The sequence below is a fragment of the Rossellomorea vietnamensis NBRC 101237 genome (genome assembly GCF_001591825.1).
GTDB classification, from domain to species: domain Bacteria; phylum Bacillota; class Bacilli; order Bacillales; family Bacillaceae_B; genus Rossellomorea; species Rossellomorea vietnamensis.
Window position 1 is genome coordinate 1 of sequence record NZ_BCVQ01000069.1, and the last position, 17,061, is coordinate 17,061.

General features: G+C 47.1%; 18 protein-coding genes. 3 read left to right on the top strand and 15 right to left on the bottom strand.

Features of this window, described 5'->3' with window-relative positions:
• Nucleotides 1-132: 132 nt before the first annotated feature.
• On the bottom strand, nucleotides 133-777 hold the full coding sequence (locus BVI01S_RS20460; RefSeq protein ID WP_224519446.1) for a DUF421 domain-containing protein: 645 nt from the start codon (nucleotides 775-777) through the stop codon (nucleotides 133-135).
• A gap of 69 nt (nucleotides 778-846) precedes the next feature.
• Nucleotides 847-2,142 (bottom strand): ArsB/NhaD family transporter, encoded by a 1,296-nt coding sequence (locus tag BVI01S_RS20465; RefSeq protein ID WP_061811390.1) that lies wholly within the window; start codon nucleotides 2,140-2,142, stop codon nucleotides 847-849.
• 160 nt (nucleotides 2,143-2,302) lie between these two features.
• Here BVI01S_RS20465 and BVI01S_RS20470 point away from each other — a divergent pair, with 160 nt between their 5' ends.
• Nucleotides 2,303-2,674 carry a TIGR04086 family membrane protein gene (locus BVI01S_RS20470; RefSeq protein WP_034757264.1) on the top strand — a complete coding sequence of 124 codons (372 nt, stop codon included), beginning with the start codon at nucleotides 2,303-2,305 and terminating at the stop codon, nucleotides 2,672-2,674.
• Nucleotides 2,675-2,743: 69 nt separating this feature from the next.
• Here the strand turns inward: BVI01S_RS20470 and yajC are convergent, their stop codons facing one another.
• The 13 genes from yajC to nadB all read right to left on the bottom strand — a co-directional run bounded on the left by yajC (nucleotide 2,744) and on the right by nadB (nucleotide 15,108).
• Nucleotides 2,744-3,016 carry a preprotein translocase subunit YajC gene (gene yajC / locus BVI01S_RS20475; RefSeq protein WP_034757262.1) on the bottom strand — a complete coding sequence of 91 codons (273 nt, stop codon included), beginning with the start codon at nucleotides 3,014-3,016 and terminating at the stop codon, nucleotides 2,744-2,746.
• Nucleotides 3,017-3,060: 44 nt separating this feature from the next.
• A complete protein-coding gene (gene tgt / locus BVI01S_RS20480; protein WP_061811391.1) occupies nucleotides 3,061-4,200 on the bottom strand; it encodes a tRNA guanosine(34) transglycosylase Tgt in 1,140 nt (379 codons plus the stop codon).
• A gap of 46 nt (nucleotides 4,201-4,246) precedes the next feature.
• Complete coding sequence (gene queA / locus BVI01S_RS20485; protein ID WP_034757257.1) at nucleotides 4,247-5,272, bottom strand: tRNA preQ1(34) S-adenosylmethionine ribosyltransferase-isomerase QueA; 1,026 nt, start codon at nucleotides 5,270-5,272, stop codon at nucleotides 4,247-4,249.
• Nucleotides 5,273-5,311: 39 nt separating this feature from the next.
• The gene (locus BVI01S_RS20490; protein ID WP_082804791.1) at nucleotides 5,312-5,518 is read right to left on the bottom strand and encodes a DUF2905 domain-containing protein; all 207 of its coding nucleotides are present in this window, start codon (nucleotides 5,516-5,518) and stop codon (nucleotides 5,312-5,314) included.
• Nucleotides 5,515-6,516: a Holliday junction branch migration DNA helicase RuvB gene (gene ruvB / locus BVI01S_RS20495; RefSeq protein ID WP_061811392.1), complete on the bottom strand. Its 1,002-nt coding sequence runs from the start codon at nucleotides 6,514-6,516 to the stop codon at nucleotides 5,515-5,517. The genes BVI01S_RS20490 and ruvB overlap by 4 nt, the downstream gene beginning before the upstream one ends.
• 27 nt (nucleotides 6,517-6,543) lie before the next feature.
• Nucleotides 6,544-7,155, bottom strand: a complete 612-nt coding sequence (ruvA, locus tag BVI01S_RS20500; RefSeq protein ID WP_034757251.1) for a Holliday junction branch migration protein RuvA — start codon at nucleotides 7,153-7,155, stop codon at nucleotides 6,544-6,546.
• Between the two features lie 220 nt (nucleotides 7,156-7,375).
• On the bottom strand, nucleotides 7,376-7,924 hold the full coding sequence (locus BVI01S_RS20505) for an intercompartmental signaling factor BofC (protein WP_094075151.1): 549 nt from the start codon (nucleotides 7,922-7,924) through the stop codon (nucleotides 7,376-7,378).
• A 159-nt stretch (nucleotides 7,925-8,083) separates the two neighbouring features.
• Nucleotides 8,084-8,821, bottom strand: a complete 738-nt coding sequence (locus BVI01S_RS20510) for a YhcN/YlaJ family sporulation lipoprotein (RefSeq protein ID WP_034757249.1) — start codon at nucleotides 8,819-8,821, stop codon at nucleotides 8,084-8,086.
• Nucleotides 8,822-8,925: 104 nt separating this feature from the next.
• Nucleotides 8,926-9,924 (bottom strand): phosphotransferase, encoded by a 999-nt coding sequence (locus BVI01S_RS20515; protein ID WP_142245353.1) that lies wholly within the window; start codon nucleotides 9,922-9,924, stop codon nucleotides 8,926-8,928.
• Entirely contained in the window at nucleotides 9,902-11,437 is a 1,536-nt protein-coding gene (safA, locus tag BVI01S_RS23195) for a SafA/ExsA family spore coat assembly protein (RefSeq protein ID WP_061811394.1), read from the bottom strand. The genes BVI01S_RS20515 and safA overlap by 23 nt, the downstream gene beginning before the upstream one ends.
• Before the next feature lie 158 nt (nucleotides 11,438-11,595).
• The gene (gene nadA, locus BVI01S_RS20525; RefSeq protein ID WP_061811395.1) at nucleotides 11,596-12,702 is read right to left on the bottom strand and encodes a quinolinate synthase NadA; all 1,107 of its coding nucleotides are present in this window, start codon (nucleotides 12,700-12,702) and stop codon (nucleotides 11,596-11,598) included.
• 2 nt (nucleotides 12,703-12,704) lie between these two features.
• The gene (nadC, locus tag BVI01S_RS20530) at nucleotides 12,705-13,550 is read right to left on the bottom strand and encodes a carboxylating nicotinate-nucleotide diphosphorylase (RefSeq protein WP_061811396.1); all 846 of its coding nucleotides are present in this window, start codon (nucleotides 13,548-13,550) and stop codon (nucleotides 12,705-12,707) included.
• Nucleotides 13,519-15,108, bottom strand: coding sequence for an L-aspartate oxidase (gene nadB / locus BVI01S_RS20535; RefSeq protein ID WP_061811397.1), 1,590 nt, complete (start codon nucleotides 15,106-15,108; stop codon nucleotides 13,519-13,521). The genes nadC and nadB overlap by 32 nt, the downstream gene beginning before the upstream one ends.
• A 121-nt stretch (nucleotides 15,109-15,229) precedes the next feature.
• Here nadB and BVI01S_RS20540 point away from each other — a divergent pair, with 121 nt between their 5' ends.
• Nucleotides 15,230-16,375 (top strand): IscS subfamily cysteine desulfurase, encoded by a 1,146-nt coding sequence (locus BVI01S_RS20540; protein WP_061811398.1) that lies wholly within the window; start codon nucleotides 15,230-15,232, stop codon nucleotides 16,373-16,375.
• Nucleotides 16,376-16,425: 50 nt separating this feature from the next.
• Nucleotides 16,426-16,971: a transcription repressor NadR gene (locus BVI01S_RS20545; protein ID WP_034760508.1), complete on the top strand. Its 546-nt coding sequence runs from the start codon at nucleotides 16,426-16,428 to the stop codon at nucleotides 16,969-16,971.
• Nucleotides 16,972-17,061: the final 90 nt, after the last annotated feature.

Genomic DNA, 17,061 nt, shown 5'->3' on the forward strand with positions numbered 1-17,061 from the left:
CTAGCCGCCGGAGCTGGACAAGGGTAGGACACCACTTGAAGCCCGAGGAGGCTCAACTTCCTCCCCGCGCGAGTCTTGTGCCTGGAGCGGAAAGGAACGGTCCACCATTCATAATCAAATCATTTCTCAAGATTATTTGTTTTTTTCATCAATGTAAAATTGTCCGTTTTGGAAGCTGCAGAAGGAGATTTCCTGTACGTTTTTGAATCCGCGTTCTCTCAGTTCTTTCCGTAGCCAGAAGGACGTTTTTCCGATCATATCGAGATGGGTGGTTTGGACCTGTCCATCGAGGATCAGGGGCAGTGTCAGGGAATGAGGGGTCTTTTTATCTTTCTGCAGGACAGATAGTTTTCCCGACGGCTCCAATATCGCAAATTCGACATCTGCCAGATTAAAAATATCCTTTTCCCTTAATTGAAGGAGCAGATCATCATAATTGTAGCGCTGTTTCTTCATGGCTTGGTCGTCGATTTTTCCGTTATGGATAATGACGGTGGGTTTACCGTCCAATAATTCCCGGAACGACTTAGACCTGAGGGAAAACCATGCAAACAGGATTTGGACGAGGACGATGATCCCCATGGGCAGCACTGTATGAATGATGGGATCCTCTGGTTCTTCAATGGCCATGACCGCCATCTCGGCAATCATCATGAATACGACCAGATCCAGAATGCTCAGTTCCCCGATTTCCCTTTTCCCCATGATTCTAAAAATGAAAATGATCATTACGTAAAGAAAAAGAGTGCGTAAAATGATGATAAAATATTCCTCCACTACTTTTCCCTCCCATACACATGTCATTATGTAGTATCGACAGAAGGAGAAAATAAATCGGAGGAATTATTATCCACCCATGAATGGCCGGATGTATTTAAAGTATACGTATATGGTGGAAACAGCAAGGGAAATAACGGTGACGGGGACACCAATCAGTAAGTACTGGTGAAATTTGATATGTACATTTTCCTTCGACGCGAGTCCTGCTATGACCAGATTGGAAGAAGAGCCGAGAAGTGTACCATTCCCACCAAGGCATGCACCCAGGGCCAATGACCACCATAAGGGATCCATATTGACCATCCCGAATTCACCGAATTCCTGAATAACAGGTATCATGGCTGCCACAAACGGAATATTATCGACTACAGCTGACAATAAGCCTGTTCCCCACAGGATCACAAAGGCCGTTTTCTTCATATCTCCATCCGTCGCCCGCAGTATTTCACGTGCGATTTCATCTATGAATCCTGCCTCTTCAATCCCTCCGACCAGGAGGAATAAGCCCATAAAGAAAAAGAGTGTCCCCCATTCCACCTCTCTCAAAATCTTTTCCGGAGGATAAATTTTCTCGAGGAGCAGCATAAGGAGTACTGCACCGGCAAGGGATACCGTCGTCACATCCAGATGGAACACCGGATACACGGAAAAGCCCACCAATACAAGGGCAAGTACAAACAAAGACTGAAAGAGCCCGCTGTCCTTTTTCAAATATTCCTCGGGCTTGATTCCTTTCAGAAGCAGTTTCCTGTCTTCTTTCACGTGCAGCACTTCCTTATATACTACGCACATGATCAAAAGCGTCACGGCGTAAACCATGAGAACAACCGGTAACAGGTTTTCAAGGAAGCTATTGAATGTAAAGTGCTTTACTGCCTGGCCGATCATCATGTTGGGAGGGTCACCTATAAGGGTTGCCGTTCCGCCGATGTTACATGCCAGGATCGTCATAATCAAAAAGGGGATGGGCGGAAGTTCAAGGACCCTGGTCAATTTGAACAAGATCGGAACGAGCAGCATAGCGATCGTCACGTTTGCCAAAAATGCGGAACCCACCGCCGCCAGCAAGGAAAACAGAATCAGGAGCGCGAGCCCGTTCCCGTTTACCCATTGGGCGATCCGGATGGCAATAAACTCAAATATCCCGGTTTTGCTTGTAATGGTGACAATCAGCATCATGGAAAACAGAAGGGAGATGGTTTTCCAGTCGATATACGTAAATAGCGCCTTCTCGATAGGAAAAGCCCCTATCAGGAGCATGGCGACCCCACCGGCCATGGCGGCCAGAACGCGATTCCATTTCTCTGACATCAATAGGATGTAAACCGAAACGAACACAATCAATACCATCATCGGAGACATGGTCACAGCCCCTCCATTTCCAGGAAGTTTCATACTAGTCTATGAGGCTTGACCACATAAAATTTCTAGTCTTTTTTACCATTGCCATGAATATGCTTGTACTAATACGGAATAAAATTATCGATTGAGAAGGGAGAGGACCGTCATAGAAGCGAAAAAAATGGGTGGTGCCGTCCTTTACGGGACGACCACCATATTTGTCATAGCGATTGCCGCAAGTTTATTATTCTCATTGCTTCTAAGGTTTACCGAACTTACTGAAAGCTCCATCACGCTGTTTGTCACGATCGTTTCATTTCTTTCTTTATTTGTCGGTGGATTTATGTCAGGTGGAAAAGGAAAGACAAAAGGCTGGGTGCTTGGAGGTTCGACAGGGCTCATTTACACCCTCGTCATTTTCTTATTTCAATACCTGGGATACGACAGCCTGTTTTCAATGGAACAGCTCATCTATCACGGCTGTTATATCCTGACCGCCATGATGGGGGGAATCCTTGGTGTCAACATGAGTGGCGGTCCGAGGGAGGGTTAGTCCATCCCCATACTAAAAAAGGGTCCCTCTTCCACGTGCCATGGCACATGGAGAGAAACCCTTTTTTTATTATACCTGCTCGGCTCTGATGACTTCCCTGATCGCATTACGATCATATGTAAGACGGCTCCCGTCACCACACAGGATGACTACTTTACCTTCTTCGATAGCATCGATTGATCCGTGTAAACCGCCAATCGTGATGATTCTATCACCCTTCGCAAGCTCATTTTGCATTTTTGAGATCGCTTTTTGACGCTTTTGCTGAGGACGGATCAGTAAAAAGTAAAACAGAACGAACATTAATATTAAAGGTAGTATTGTTCCTAAACTTCCTCCCATTCTTTTTCCCCTCCTTTCAAGTACATTCTATATTGTTATGGCTTTTAGAAGTTTTTCGCATCAGGACGGTTGAAGCCGTACTGCTCGAAAAATTCTTCCCTAAAGTCTCCTAGACGATCTTCACGAATCGCTTGTCTGACTTGCTCCATCAATTTTAACAGAAAATGAAGATTATGATAAGTCGTAAGGCGAATTCCGAACGTTTCGTCACATTTAATCAAATGACGGATATAGGCACGGCTATAATTTTTACACGTATAGCAGTCGCAATTCTCATCGATCGGTCTGAAATCCCTTGCGTATTTAGCGTTTTTCACGACCAGACGGCCTTCACTTGTCATAAGCGTTCCGTTACGGGCGATACGGGTCGGAAGGACACAATCGAACATATCGATTCCGCGAATCGAACCATCGATCAGTGAATCCGGAGATCCGACGCCCATCAGGTAACGAGGCTTATCCGTCGGAAGATGCGGCGTTGTGAAATCAAGCACACGATTCATGACGTCCTTAGGCTCCCCGACAGAAAGTCCACCCACGGCGTATCCAGGGAAATCCATGGATACAAGGTCACGGGCACTTTGCTTACGAAGCTCTTCGTATTCCCCACCTTGGACGATACCGAATAATCCTTGATCCTGCGGTCGCTGATGAGCTTCCAGGCATCGCTCTGCCCAACGCGTGGTACGTTCCACTGAACTCTTCATATACTCATATTCCGCAGGATACGGTGGACATTCATCAAAGGCCATCATGATATCAGAGCCGAGGGCATTCTGAATCTCCATCGCTTTCTCCGGGCTTAGGAAAAGTTTATCCCCGTTCAAGTGATGACGGAAATGGACTCCTTCTTCTTCAATTTGGCGAAGCTTACTCAAACTGAACACTTGGAAGCCGCCTGAATCGGTCAGGATGGCGCGATCCCAGTTCATGAATTTATGAAGGCCGCCAGCTTCCCTTATGATCTCATGACCTGGACGTAACCATAGATGATACGTATTACTTAGGATGATGCCGGATTCCATGGATTTCAGATCCTCCGGGGACATCGTTTTTACAGTTGCCATGGTGCCCACCGGCATGAATGCAGGCGTTTCGAATGAACCGTGTGGCGTATGGACGCGGCCCAGTCTGGCACCGGTTTGTTTACATGTTTTAATGTGTTCATATGTTATTGCTGTCAACTTGGGAATTCTCCTTCCAATTTCCATTGGGTTTTACAATCGGTCATCATTTAATCAACATCGCATCTCCAAAGCTGAAGAAGCGGTACTTCTCTTTAACGGCGGTTTCATAGGCATGCATCACGTTGTCCTGACCCGCAAAGGCGCTGACCAGCATGATCAGGGTCGACTTCGGTAAGTGGAAGTTCGTGATCAGCCCATCAATCCCTTTAAACTCATAGCCTGGATAAATGAAAATATTCGTCCATCCATTTTCTTCAACAAACGTTCCATGCTTGGATGCAATGGTTTCAAGTGTGCGGGTGGAGGTAGTTCCCACCGTTATGATCTTGCCTCCATTTGCCCTTACCTCATTCAAGAGGCGGGCGGTCCCTTCCGATACCTGATAGAATTCGGCATGCATATCATGATCTTCAATGGTCTCGACGGAAACCGGCCTGAACGTTCCGAGTCCCACATGGAGGGTAATGAAAGCGATGTGTACACCTTTTTCTTTCAGCTCTTCCAACAATTCTTCCGTAAAGTGGAGACCTGCAGTCGGCGCAGCCGCTGAGCCCCTTTCCCTGGCAAACACCGTCTGATAGCGGTCCTGTTCTTCCAATCGTTCACGGATGTACGGTGGCAACGGCATTTCACCCAACTCATCCAATACTTCGTAAAAGATCCCCTCATATCGGAATTCAAGGATCCTTCCACCGTGATCCTTCAAGTCCACACAGGTTGCCCTTAATTTGCCATCACCGAAAACGATCTCCGTTCCGACACGGATCCGTTTTGCCGGCTTCACAAGGGTCTCCCACTTGTCACCATCCTCCTGTTTCAGAAGGAGCACTTCAATATTGGCACCTGTATCTTCTTTTTGCCCAAAAAGACGTGCCGGCAGAACCCTTGTATCATTCAGGACAAGACAATCCCCTTCCTGGAGGTACTCGGTGATCTGTTTGAAACGGATATGCTCCATGGAACCATCTTCTTTATCCAATACCATCAGCCTGCTCTCGGAACGGTTCTCAAGAGGAGTCTGGGCAATCAATTCTTCTGGTAAATGAAAATCAAAATCTTCTACTTTCACTGTTCGTCACCTGGCTTATGTAAATCTCACTCATGAATCCTATTTAAATCTCCCGATGAAATAAAAGACAACGGAAAGTATAACACTTATCAGAATAGAAGTCATAAGTGGAAAATAAAATGTCGCATTTTCTTTTTTGATGATGATGTCACCCGGCAGCTTTCCTATTTTGATGAATTGCATAAGGAAGCCGATCACGAGGATGATCGCGCCGATGGTCATGACTAATTTAGGCAGCCCTGTCAATTATCCGGCACCTCCAATTGGAAATGGTCATACACAAGATGAGTGACGATCCTCCCTCTCGGCGTACGCTGAATAAATCCAATCTGCAAAAGGTACGGTTCGTACACATCTTCAATCGTATGGGACTCCTCCCCGATGCTTGCGGCGATCGTATCAAGTCCAACGGGTCCTCCCCTGAAGCGCTCGATGATCCCTTTAAGAAGCTTATGGTCAATATGATCGAGACCGAGTTTATCGACTTGTAGAAGTTCAAGGGCTTCCCGTGACAGGGTGGTGGTGATATCCCCATTCCCCTTCACCTGGGCGAAATCCCTTACCCTCCTGAGCAGCCGATTGGCGATACGCGGAGTCCCTCTTGATCTCCGCGCCAATTCTTCAGAAGCCGTCGCTTCGATCTTTGTGTTCAAAATAGCAGCTGTCCGCTGAACAATTTCATTCAACTGTTCTTCATTATAATATTCCAACCGGCATAAAACACCAAATCGATCTCGAAGGGGAGCCGATAAGGCACCGGCGCGGGTCGTCGCCCCCACCAGTGTAAAAGGCGGAAGATCCAAACGGACAGACCGTGCACTTGGACCATTCCCGATCACGATATCCAAACAGAAATCTTCCATTGCAGGATAAAGGACCTCTTCGATGGCCCGGGGCAGCCGGTGGATTTCATCGATGAACAACACATCACCCGGCTCGAGTGCCGTAAGGACGGCGGCCAGGTCTCCCGGTCTTTCGATTGCCGGTCCCGAGGTCGTGCGCAGGTTCACACCCATCTCATTGGCAATGACGGCGGCCAGGGTCGTTTTCCCTAATCCCGGCGGCCCGTATAGAAGGACATGGTCCAGGGTCTCCTGTCGCATCTTTGCCGCTTCGATGAAAACCTCAAGATTATGCTTGACCTTATCTTGCCCAATATATTGTTTTATTGTCTGAGGACGCAAGGAATATTCAAAGGAATCTTCATTTAATTCCGATTCTCCTGATACGATTCTGTCTTCCATTTAGACTTCCTCCTTTCATAGCAGTCCTTATTTCAAGAGAAGTTGAAGGGCTTTTCGGATGATTTCATCTGACGAATGCCCTTCCCCTTTCAATTTAGGGGTGATTTTCTTGATTTCGCGTTCAGAGTAGCCCAGGGCTTTAAGGGCAAGGATGGCTTCATCGAATGCCTCGTCCTTTCCATGGGATACTTCCGCCTCCTCATGATCTGAGAACAGGCTTGGGAAATAATCAGGCACAACATCCTGCAGCTTCCCTTTTAAATCGAGGATCATCTGACGTGCCGTCTTCTTCCCTACACCAGGGAACTTCGTCAAGAAACTTTCATTCTCTTCCTCGATGGCCGTGATTACCTGCTGCGGGGCCCCTGAAGCCAAAATCGCCAGGGCTCCCTTTGGCCCGATCCCCGATACATTTAATAGTTTCATAAAGAGGAGCTTCTCTTCGATGGCAAGAAACCCGTAAAGGGCGATAAGGTCTTCCCTAACATGCTGATATGTAAAAATCTGAATCTCTTGATTTTGATATTTTGAATACACAAATGGATTCGCCGTATACAACTGATACCCGATCCCATTATTCTCTACCACCACATACTCGGGACCCACTTGACTGACCGTCCCTTTTATATATTCATACATTTCATTCTCTCCCCATTGGTACTACTTCCTATTTATTCTTCCGTCTCACATTCCTGATCAAAAAGACATATAAAATCTATTGTATCATATCACTATTTGATGGGATGGGAAAGGGAGACCAAAGAGAAACACCTGTTCTTATTTTATCAAAGAATGCGGGGATTGGGCAGAGGAAACGGTAAAATAAAAAACCAGTGGCATATGCACTGGTTTTTCGCTGTTATTTAGGGACGGAGTAGGGTTTATATTGCTCGAGTACCTCTTCATACTCCTGCTTCGACTTAATGGGGATGCCTTTGACGAGGTCATCGTGACGCTTACTTTCAAGCTTCCCTACATCGATCTGGAAGAAGGATTGAATGATTTCCGCCTGTCCCGGTCTCCCGTTAAAGATGGACAGTACTCCCTTATCCGATATACCGAAGTAGCCATTGGTCTTGAGAAGAGGCGAAATATCATCCATCTTCTTCTGGAAAACGATCTGTTCTTCCGTCATATCCATCAGTTGCCAGTCATCATACGCAGCCCAGAAGTCTTCCATGCTCCAAATCGTTTCCTGCACGATTTCCTCACTCACTTCCCCGTCCAGATACACGCGTTCCAATATAACGGTGACCGTATGGGCGGACGCAACCTCAGCAGGGGTTTCGTTCAGCATCTCCAGGGAACTGCCATCTGCAGCCTGTTTTTCCTCTGTATAAAAAAATGTGAAATAAAACGCACCGATTAACAACAGAACCATAAACACGATTCGAACCTTCATCGTCATCGTGATCACCTCGAACTTGATTTATGTAACGCTCTATTCACTAGTCTTACCAAAGCCTGTTAAGAATATCCAACCTGCTCCAAACTTTTTAGGGACGGACCTCCCCCGCAAAAAAAAGACTACCCAAGAGTTTTCACTCTTTAAGTAGTCCATCCTTGTTTATCGGTTGATGCGGTCCTTTACCGACCGGAACATATCATGCATGTCGAAGTTGAGTGCGTCCCTCGGGCCGCCGTCGCGTAAATCATTGTCGATGTTTCTTACCCGGCTGAAGGTTCCTTCATCCGTCACCACTGAAACACTTCTCCCGTTCAGATAAGGCTGCACGGCTTCTTTTACACGTGCTTTCGTTTCCTCGATCTTACTATGGTCATCAAGCTCAATGGCTATGAGGACGTCTGAACCATAGGCGACGGCACGAACGTCACTGACGTTCTCCACCTTCCCCGTCACATCGCCTATCTTCTCGGCCAGATCCCCTTCGTAAGCTGTATAATAGGATCTTCTTGCAGATCGGGTATTATCATCAAGGTGACCGTGATAATTCGCATCACCATGGCTTGCACGGGCGTCCCTTGCCAAGAAGTTCTTGTCATAATCGGCAAGCGGCCGGGATGGGTTCTTAGGATTTCCATTCTCATCCCTCACCTGAAGGAACTGGCGTTTCTTTTGACGGATATCCTGCCCTTCTTTTCCGGCAGAGTGATCATACATTTCAGTCAGAGGTCCGTCCCTCTCGTCCCGGTTGTCCCCGCCATGTCCCTCGTTGGAGTAGAAGCCGAGTGGCTCGTAGGAGTCTGAATAACGGTCTTGGGCTTTTTCTTCTCCACTGTTACAAGCAGCAAGACCCAGGGTCATGACGGCTGTTAATGGTACCATGAATAATCGTTTATTCAAGTTACGTTTCCCCCTTCAACCCAATACTTGAGCATTTTTTCTGCTCACCATTAGGTTGTGAAAGGAGATTCTCTTTCATTCGGGTCAATGTTTGGAGACATCCCCTACAATTGGGTATTGATCCTTTTCACTTCTCCATGCAGTTCTTGATTAAATTGCATCCGTTGGGAGAATTGCTGGATCGTCAAGTTCGTTAAATATCCCCATACACGCTGTTTGTACGATTGATCTTCCCTGATGAATCGGTTCCACTCCCTGAATACATCGGATGGATACATCAATCCGATGTGAAAGATAAGATGATCGCGATAAGTATGGAAGTGTTCCATTTCTTTGATATCACTGAGGGACCAATTTAAATAAGGCAAGATCCGATTGCAGTACTGCAGGTCGTCCGTTATTTCCGTGGAGAGTGACATAAGATCAAAGTCGATCAAATAGACAACCCCGTTCTTTCCCCTTAAGAAATTATGATGCGCCACATCTCCATGGGTGATGCAGTCCCCATGATCATGAATGCCGACCGATTTCAATTCTTTGAGTGCCCATTTCCCCCACTCTAAATACGTATATAAGTAATATGGCTGAATGAATGCCTGCAAATAGGGGAGATTATATTGAAACTGCATCAGCCGTTTTTTCCATTTCTTCAGCCAGTGATAGTGAGGAATCTCTTCTGTCCATGAACCATGGATGGTCTTTGAAACGGCATGAAACTTTTTCAATACGTGCAGTGCATCATCCCTGTCAACCGCCTGGTCGTAATGAATGGCCGTTGACGTGTCCAGCCACATCGTAATACCGATGGGAAATCCTTCAAATAATAAAAGCTCCCGTTCATGAATGGGATGAAACGGCAGGACATGATAGAACTTTTCCCTTAAAAGGGTTGAAATCAGCCTTTCCTGTAGGAGGAACTTCAATTGATTGGGAAATCGCTTGACGAACCACTTACTCCCATGGCTTTTCAGCATCCATTTTCCTTCTTTGATCGTTTTCAGTGATGCCCCGGGATCCTTTAATTTATATTGCAAAAAAGAAAGGAGACGATGTGAATAATCGTCCCCTCGTGCATGCATCTTATCCCTCAAAATCATCGTCATTGAAATTCGGCATGCTGAATGCTCTTGGACCAAACATTCCCGGTGATCCCATTTGCATACCCTGGCCTTGAGGTCCCATTGGCATCCCCTGAGGGCCCATTCCCATTCCCTGACCTTGAGGTCCCATCGGCATTCCTTGACCAGGCATTCCCTGCCCCATCATTCCCGGACCGTAGCCGTATGGCTGTTGCATTCCTTGAGGCATCTGCTGCGGCATCATCGGTTGATGCATCATTTGACCATATAGAGGTCCACCGCATCCGCAATCCCCCTGGTCACTTGCTCCCATCACATTGGATGGCTGACCCATAGGCGTTTGATACTGTGCTCCCATCACATTGGACGGTTGGCCCATCGGCATTTGATATCCGCCCATGGAAGGCGACTCTTCCGACATCATTCCCTGTACCTGGCCTCCAGGTCCCATGGGATACCCGCCCGGCATGCCGCCTTGGAATCCCGGTCCCGGCATGACTGGGGATACAGGATAGCAGTTCTGTGGATACGGCATGTATGGAGCCTGTTGCTGTGGCATTTGAACAGAAGGGTAGTTCTCTTCTGATGCACCCATTACTCCAGAAGGCTGACCCATCGGCTGCTGCATCGGCATTTGCATCGGTTGCTGCATATGCATCGGCATCTGCATTGGCTGCTGCATCGGCATTTGTCCTTGTGGCATATACGGCATAACAGAGGACGACTCTTCGTCATATCCCATTTGCGGCATCATCGGCATGTTCTGCATTCCTGGCATCGATTGAGCACCTTGAACCTGACTGCCAGGTCCCATAGGCATCCCTTGACCCATTGGCATTCCTTGGCCCATCGGCATTCCATAACCTGCTCCTGGATGCATTCCATGTGGCGGACAGAAACCTGATCCTGGCATGACCGGGGAGACAGGTACGCAATTATTCGGGTTATAATACATAGGCTGGGTGTTCCCTCCTTGTGGTTGTGATGGCATTTGTAAGCTTTCCTCTTCTTGAACACCTTTTACGGCTTCCTGCTTTGGTTTTGGCATCGGCTTTGGCTGTTCTTTTGCTTTAGGGAGTACGTTGGTAGGTTTAGGCGGTGATTTAGGTTTAGGCATTGGTTTAGCCTGTTGCTTCGGCTGCTGTACTTGCATGTTTGCCATATTCATCATGTAATAGTTGTTAATATCGATTTCCGGTACGACTGGTTTCGGCATTTTTGGTGCAAAAGGCTTTTGTACTTCTTTCGGCATTTCTTTCTTTGGTTCTTCGACCGGCATGGCCATAGGCTTCTGCTCTTTGAATGGATGCTCTGCTTTAGGCATCTCCTTCATCGGCATCTCTTTGGATCCGTATTTGATTTGTGTCTCTTTCTTTACGGTTCCGCCTGTAGTCGGCACTTTTATCTTCATGCCGGGCATGATCATATCGGGATTTGAAAGCTGGGCATTCATCTGTTTTAATTCTTCGAAATTCACGCCATACTTCTTGGCGATCTTCCAAAGAGTATCCCCTTTTTGAACGATATGGATTTTCACTCTTTTTCCCTCCTCAGGCATAAGTCTATATATCCTATGACAAGATAGGCAAATTGCTAATCATCTACATAAAAACTTATGAGATATGAAAAAAAAATATACCGTATCCTGGATAGGGACGGTATATTTCAGCTTGTTCATTTTTATAATCGCCTGCATCAAGCACGTGTCAACATGCGCTCTAAAGCAAAGAGTGCATTCGACGAAACATCTCGATCCACCTTGATGATATTTTCGGGATTTTGTTCCATTATTTTTTCCAACGACCAAAGGAGATGTGGTAAATCGATCCGGTTCATCGTCAAGCAGGGGCACATATATGGATTCAGGGAAACGATCTGTTTATCCGGATGCTCTTTGATCAGCCGTTTCACAAGATTCATCTCAGTCCCGATGGCAAAGGCAGATCCGGAAGGTGATCCTTCAATCGTTTCTATAATGTATTTTGTACTGCCATTCAAATCGGAATTCTCCACTACTTCCCGGCGGCATTCAGGATGAACGATGATTTTCATATCAGGATGATGTTCACGGATATCCCCGATATTTTTCACAGTGAAATTTTCATGCACCGAGCAATGACCCTTCCATAGGATCACTTTCACTTCTTCCATGTCGCCATCATAGATCAGTTCGTTTTGAATGGGATCCCAGACGGCCATCTCACTTAAGGAAACACCAAGATCAGCCGCCGTATTGCGTCCTAAATGCTGATCAGGCAAGAACAGGATACGCTGTTTCTCTCCCAATGCCCATTCCACCATTTTGTGGGCATTGGAAGATGTAACCGTGGCTCCCCCATTCTTTCCGACAAAGCTTTTGATGGCTGCAGTCGAATTCACATACGTAAGGGGGATGATACTGTCACCGAACATCTCCATGAGCTTCCCCCACGCCTTTTCGGTCTGATAAATATCTGCCATATCCGCCATGGAACATCCGGCCCTCATATCCGGCAAGATGACCACTTGATGATCCTCCGTCAGGATATCTGCCGTTTCAGCCATGAAATGGACCCCGCAAAACACAATGAACTCCGCTTCTTTATTCTCAGCCGACAGTCGGGCAAGCTGCAGGGAGTCACCAACGGCGTCGGCAAATTGGATCACTTCGTCTTTTTGATAATGATGCCCGGGAATGAAAAGCTTCTTTCCCAACTGCCGCTTGATTTCCCTCACTCTATTTTCCATCTCTTCCGTCGAGAGGCTGGTGAGTGATTCAGGCAGGACGTTCGTTTCTTTCGTTAATTCATCGAGTAATCCCATGTTCATACCCCTTTTCCTATTCGTACTCTTGCACTGATATCAAGTGATTTCACAGAATGGGTCAAGTACCCGAGGGAGATATAATGAACCCCTGACCCCGCATAGGCTTGAAGGCTCTCCCTGGTGATGCCGCCCGATGCTTCCCTCACGATATGAGGCGGCACAAGGTGTATCCACTCCTTTATCGTCGACGGTGAACAGTTATCGAACATGATGACATCTGCCCCTGCATCAATCGCTTCCAATAATTGTTCCTTCGTTTCAATTTCGACTTCCACTTTTACCATATGACCGATTCGCTTTTTCACCTGCTTGACAGCCTCAGTGATCGACCCGGCGAATGAAATGTGATTATCCTTTAGCATGACAGCATCATAGAGACCATTTCTGTGGTTGAACCCGCCCCCGGCCCTTACAGCGTACTTCTCAAGCATCCGGAGACCCGGCGTCGTTTTCCGCGTATCACACAGACGCACCCCGGTGCCTTTCACCTGTTCAACCGCACGGTACGTTTCCGTTGCAATGCCGCTCATACGCTGGATCAGATTGAGGACCACCCGTTCCCCTTGGAGGAGATCCCCCATCGGACCACGGATTTCAGCAATTGATTGTCCCGCGTCCACCCAATCACCATCGGCAGCAAATACCTGGACATCCACTTTGGGATCGATAAGAGAAAAGCCGATTTCAATCACATCCCTTCCACAAAAAACACCCTGTTCTTTCATGAATAGTGAAAAGGATCCTTCATCGCTTTTACTGAACAAGAATTCAGACGATAGATCACCATCACCCAGATCTTCCTGATAAAACGTTTCAAGCATAGATTTTAGTTTCATTTTGTTCATGATCGTCCACCCTCAATCGCCCTTCATTTTTTTGTAGAACCATTTTCCGTTTCAACCATCCTGCATTATCTTCCTTCGGGAAATCTGCCCGGATGTGGCCTCCCCTGCTTTCAGTCCTTAATAGGGCAGACTCTGTAATAAGCACGCTGACGATCCACATGAAATACAAGTGAATTTCTTCACGTGAATTGAAATCAATATGCTCACAGAAGGTAAGGGGCTGTTCGTTTAACCACTTCAAATGAGCGGATAAGCCTTCCTCCCTCCGAATGATTCCGACGTGATTCATCATTCCTTCTTTTAATTCGTGTGCATGAAAAGGAATCGATAATGGGTCCCCTTCCTCAATCCGGTCCAATGGTGAATGCACATGTGCGGAGGATAAGGCTCCACTCCCCTTCAAATATTCACCGAGCCGCTCCCCGTACACCAATCCTTCCAGCAGGGAATTACTCGCCAAACGATTTGCTCCGTGGATGCCGCTGCATGCCACTTCCCCGATGGCATAAAGTCCTGGAATATTGGTCCTCCCTGCCCGATCCGTGACGATCCCGCCCATCATAAAATGACAACCAGGGGAAACAGGGATTCTCCCTTCCCCGATTGGAATGTGATGTTTTATACATAAGGCGGTAATAGAAGGGAACTTCCTTTGAAAGTCTTCTATTCTACTAATATCCAGATACACATTTCTTCCTTCCCGTCGTTCCTTATATATACACTCCGCCACAATATGCCTCGGCGCGAGTTCCATGAGGGGATCGATGCCCTCCATGATCCTTTTTCCCTCGTCATTCAGGAGTATGGCTCCCTCTCCTCTCACCGCCTCTGAAATCAGACCGCATGTTTTCCCCTCCGACCAAAGGAGCGTCGGATGAAACTGAATGAATTCCATATCGGAAAGTCTTGCTCCTGCAAGAAAGGCAAGGGCCATGCCATCTCCCGTCACGGACGGATGATTGGATGTAGACGGATATAACCCACCGATTCCCCCTGTTGCAAGGACAATATGAGGAGCATAGTAAAGGCGGATGGCGTCATCTTTATCCTTTGTCTTCACCCCGCAGCAGTGTCCCCTGTCATTTTTGACAAGTTCGTACACCATTTCCTGTTCCACAAATCGAACCTTTTCCTGTGAAAGGGATTTCAATAAATGGTTCATTATATATTTCCCCGTCTGATCTCCCCCGCTATGAAGGATGCGATGTTCACTATGGGCCCCTTCCATTCCAAGAGAAAGGCTTCCATCCTCTTTCCGATCGAAAGGTACCCCTTCATACACCAGGGATTCCACGATCCTCTTTCCATCTGTTATGAGCTCTTTCACACTGTCTTCAGGCTGGTGATAGCATCCTGCTTCCAATGTATCCTTTATGTGGTCATGGACAGAATCCTTCTGTCCTACAGGTGCCGCGATCCCGCCTTGAGCGAGATATGAGTTACCGCTTTCGATTTCACCCTTTGTGATAATCATCACATAATAATGATCTTGAAGTCTCCGTGCCAATTGCAAAGCGGCAATGCCACTTCCTACGATGATTATATCGGCTTTTTCCATCAAAAACCCTCCTGATTATTTACAGGTGTCTTGACACATATATTTACACATATTTAAACTAATGACAAGAGTTTTTTACAAGACTCATATATTCAGACAATTCCCATTAAAGGCAGGTTACATGATGAACTATTTTGATTATGCCGCTACAACTCCTGTAGATGCTGAGAGTTTAGACGTATTTCGGACCGTTAGTGAAGAATTCTGGGGCAACCCCAGCTCTCTTCACGATATCGGAGGGAAAGCAGAGCAGCTCCTTTCAAGATGCAGAGAAAAATTGGCTGCTTTGCTCGGCGTCCCCTCCAAAGGGATCCACTTTACTTCCGGAGGGACGGAAGGGAACCATTTAGCCCTCGTCACCCTGGCACTGAGCAGGCAAAAAAAAGGGAAGCACATCATCATCGGAGGAGGCGAGCATTCTTCCCTGCATTCCTCAGCCGCTTTTCTTGAGGGGCTGGGCTTTACTGTCACGAAGATCCCTTTCACTTCTGAAGGCCTGATTGATCTCCTTGCTCTAAAAGAATCGCTTACAGACCAGACGACCGTCGTGAGCATCGGGCACGTCAATGGGGAGATTGGAACGATCCAGCCACTCCATGCCATCCATGATCTACTGAAACATCGTGATATCCTCTTTCACAGCGATATGGTTCAATCATTCGGAAAAATGGACGTCATGGAATTCACGTCCAAGGTCGACAGCTTCACCCTTTCATCCCATAAGATTTACGGTCCCAAAGGGGTCGGCGCATGTTATATCAATCCTAGCCTCGACATCACCCCCATGATACCGGGACAGACCCATGAAGACGGCTTCAGGGGGGGAACGGTGAATCTTCCGGGGATAGCGGGATTTGTGACAGCCGCCGATCTATGCTGCCGTTCCTTTGCAACGTCTCATTACATGGGGTTGAGAACTCATTTTTTAAAAGGACTGAAAGAACAGCTGCCCGGCCAGTATACTCTCTATGAAGGACCGGCCCATGCACAGCTGGCGCATGTCATCGGGCTTGGCATCAAAGGCCTTGAGGGTCAGTGGCTCATGCTTGAATGCAACAGGCGCGGAATGGGGATCTCAACGGGCAGTGCGTGCGGTGCCGGTTCACACGACTTACCCAAGACCCTTCAGAGTATGGGCGTCAATCAAAGAGCAGGAAAGGAATTCATCCGGATATCATTCGGAAGGGAGACAACGGAGGAACACATAACAGAATTGGTCCACGCATTGTCTGACATATATGCGTCCCTGACCTCTCCCTTAACTTGAAGAGCCGGTTGTGATATGATTTCCTATATCGATTGGGGACGGAGGAGATAATTTTGGCAGGAAAAAAAATCCTGGGAGAAGAAAGAAGACAATTGATCCTCGATAAGCTAATGACGAAGCAAGCCCCGATTACAGGGGGAGAGCTCGCGAAGCAGACCAATGTCAGCCGGCAGGTGATCGTCAGTGACATCACCTTACTTAAAGCCAAAGGCGAACCCATCATCGCGACGAGTCAAGGCTACTTGTTCATGCCTGCCTCGAATCAGGATACGATGGTAGAACGAACGGTCGCTTGCAGGCATCACCCTCACCGGTCGGAAGAAGAACTCTTTTTACTTGTCGATCACGGGGTCACAGTCAAGGATGTCAGGATCGAACACGGTGTGTATGGTGATCTGACCGCGTCCATCATGGTTTCAAACCGTAAGGAAGTCGAGCAATTCATGAAGAAGATTGAAGAAACCGGGGCATCCTTCCTATCAGAATTGACCGACGGTGTCCATTTACATACACTGATGGCCCAAACGGAACAAACATTGGATAAAGCAGAAAATGCGCTTCGCGAAGCAGGCTTCTTGATTCAGGGTGATTTATAGGACTGACAGCGGCATATCCTATAATGAAAACCGCGAAAAAAAGGCAGAATCCACAAGGAATCTGCCTTTTTTCTGGTTCTATAATATTTG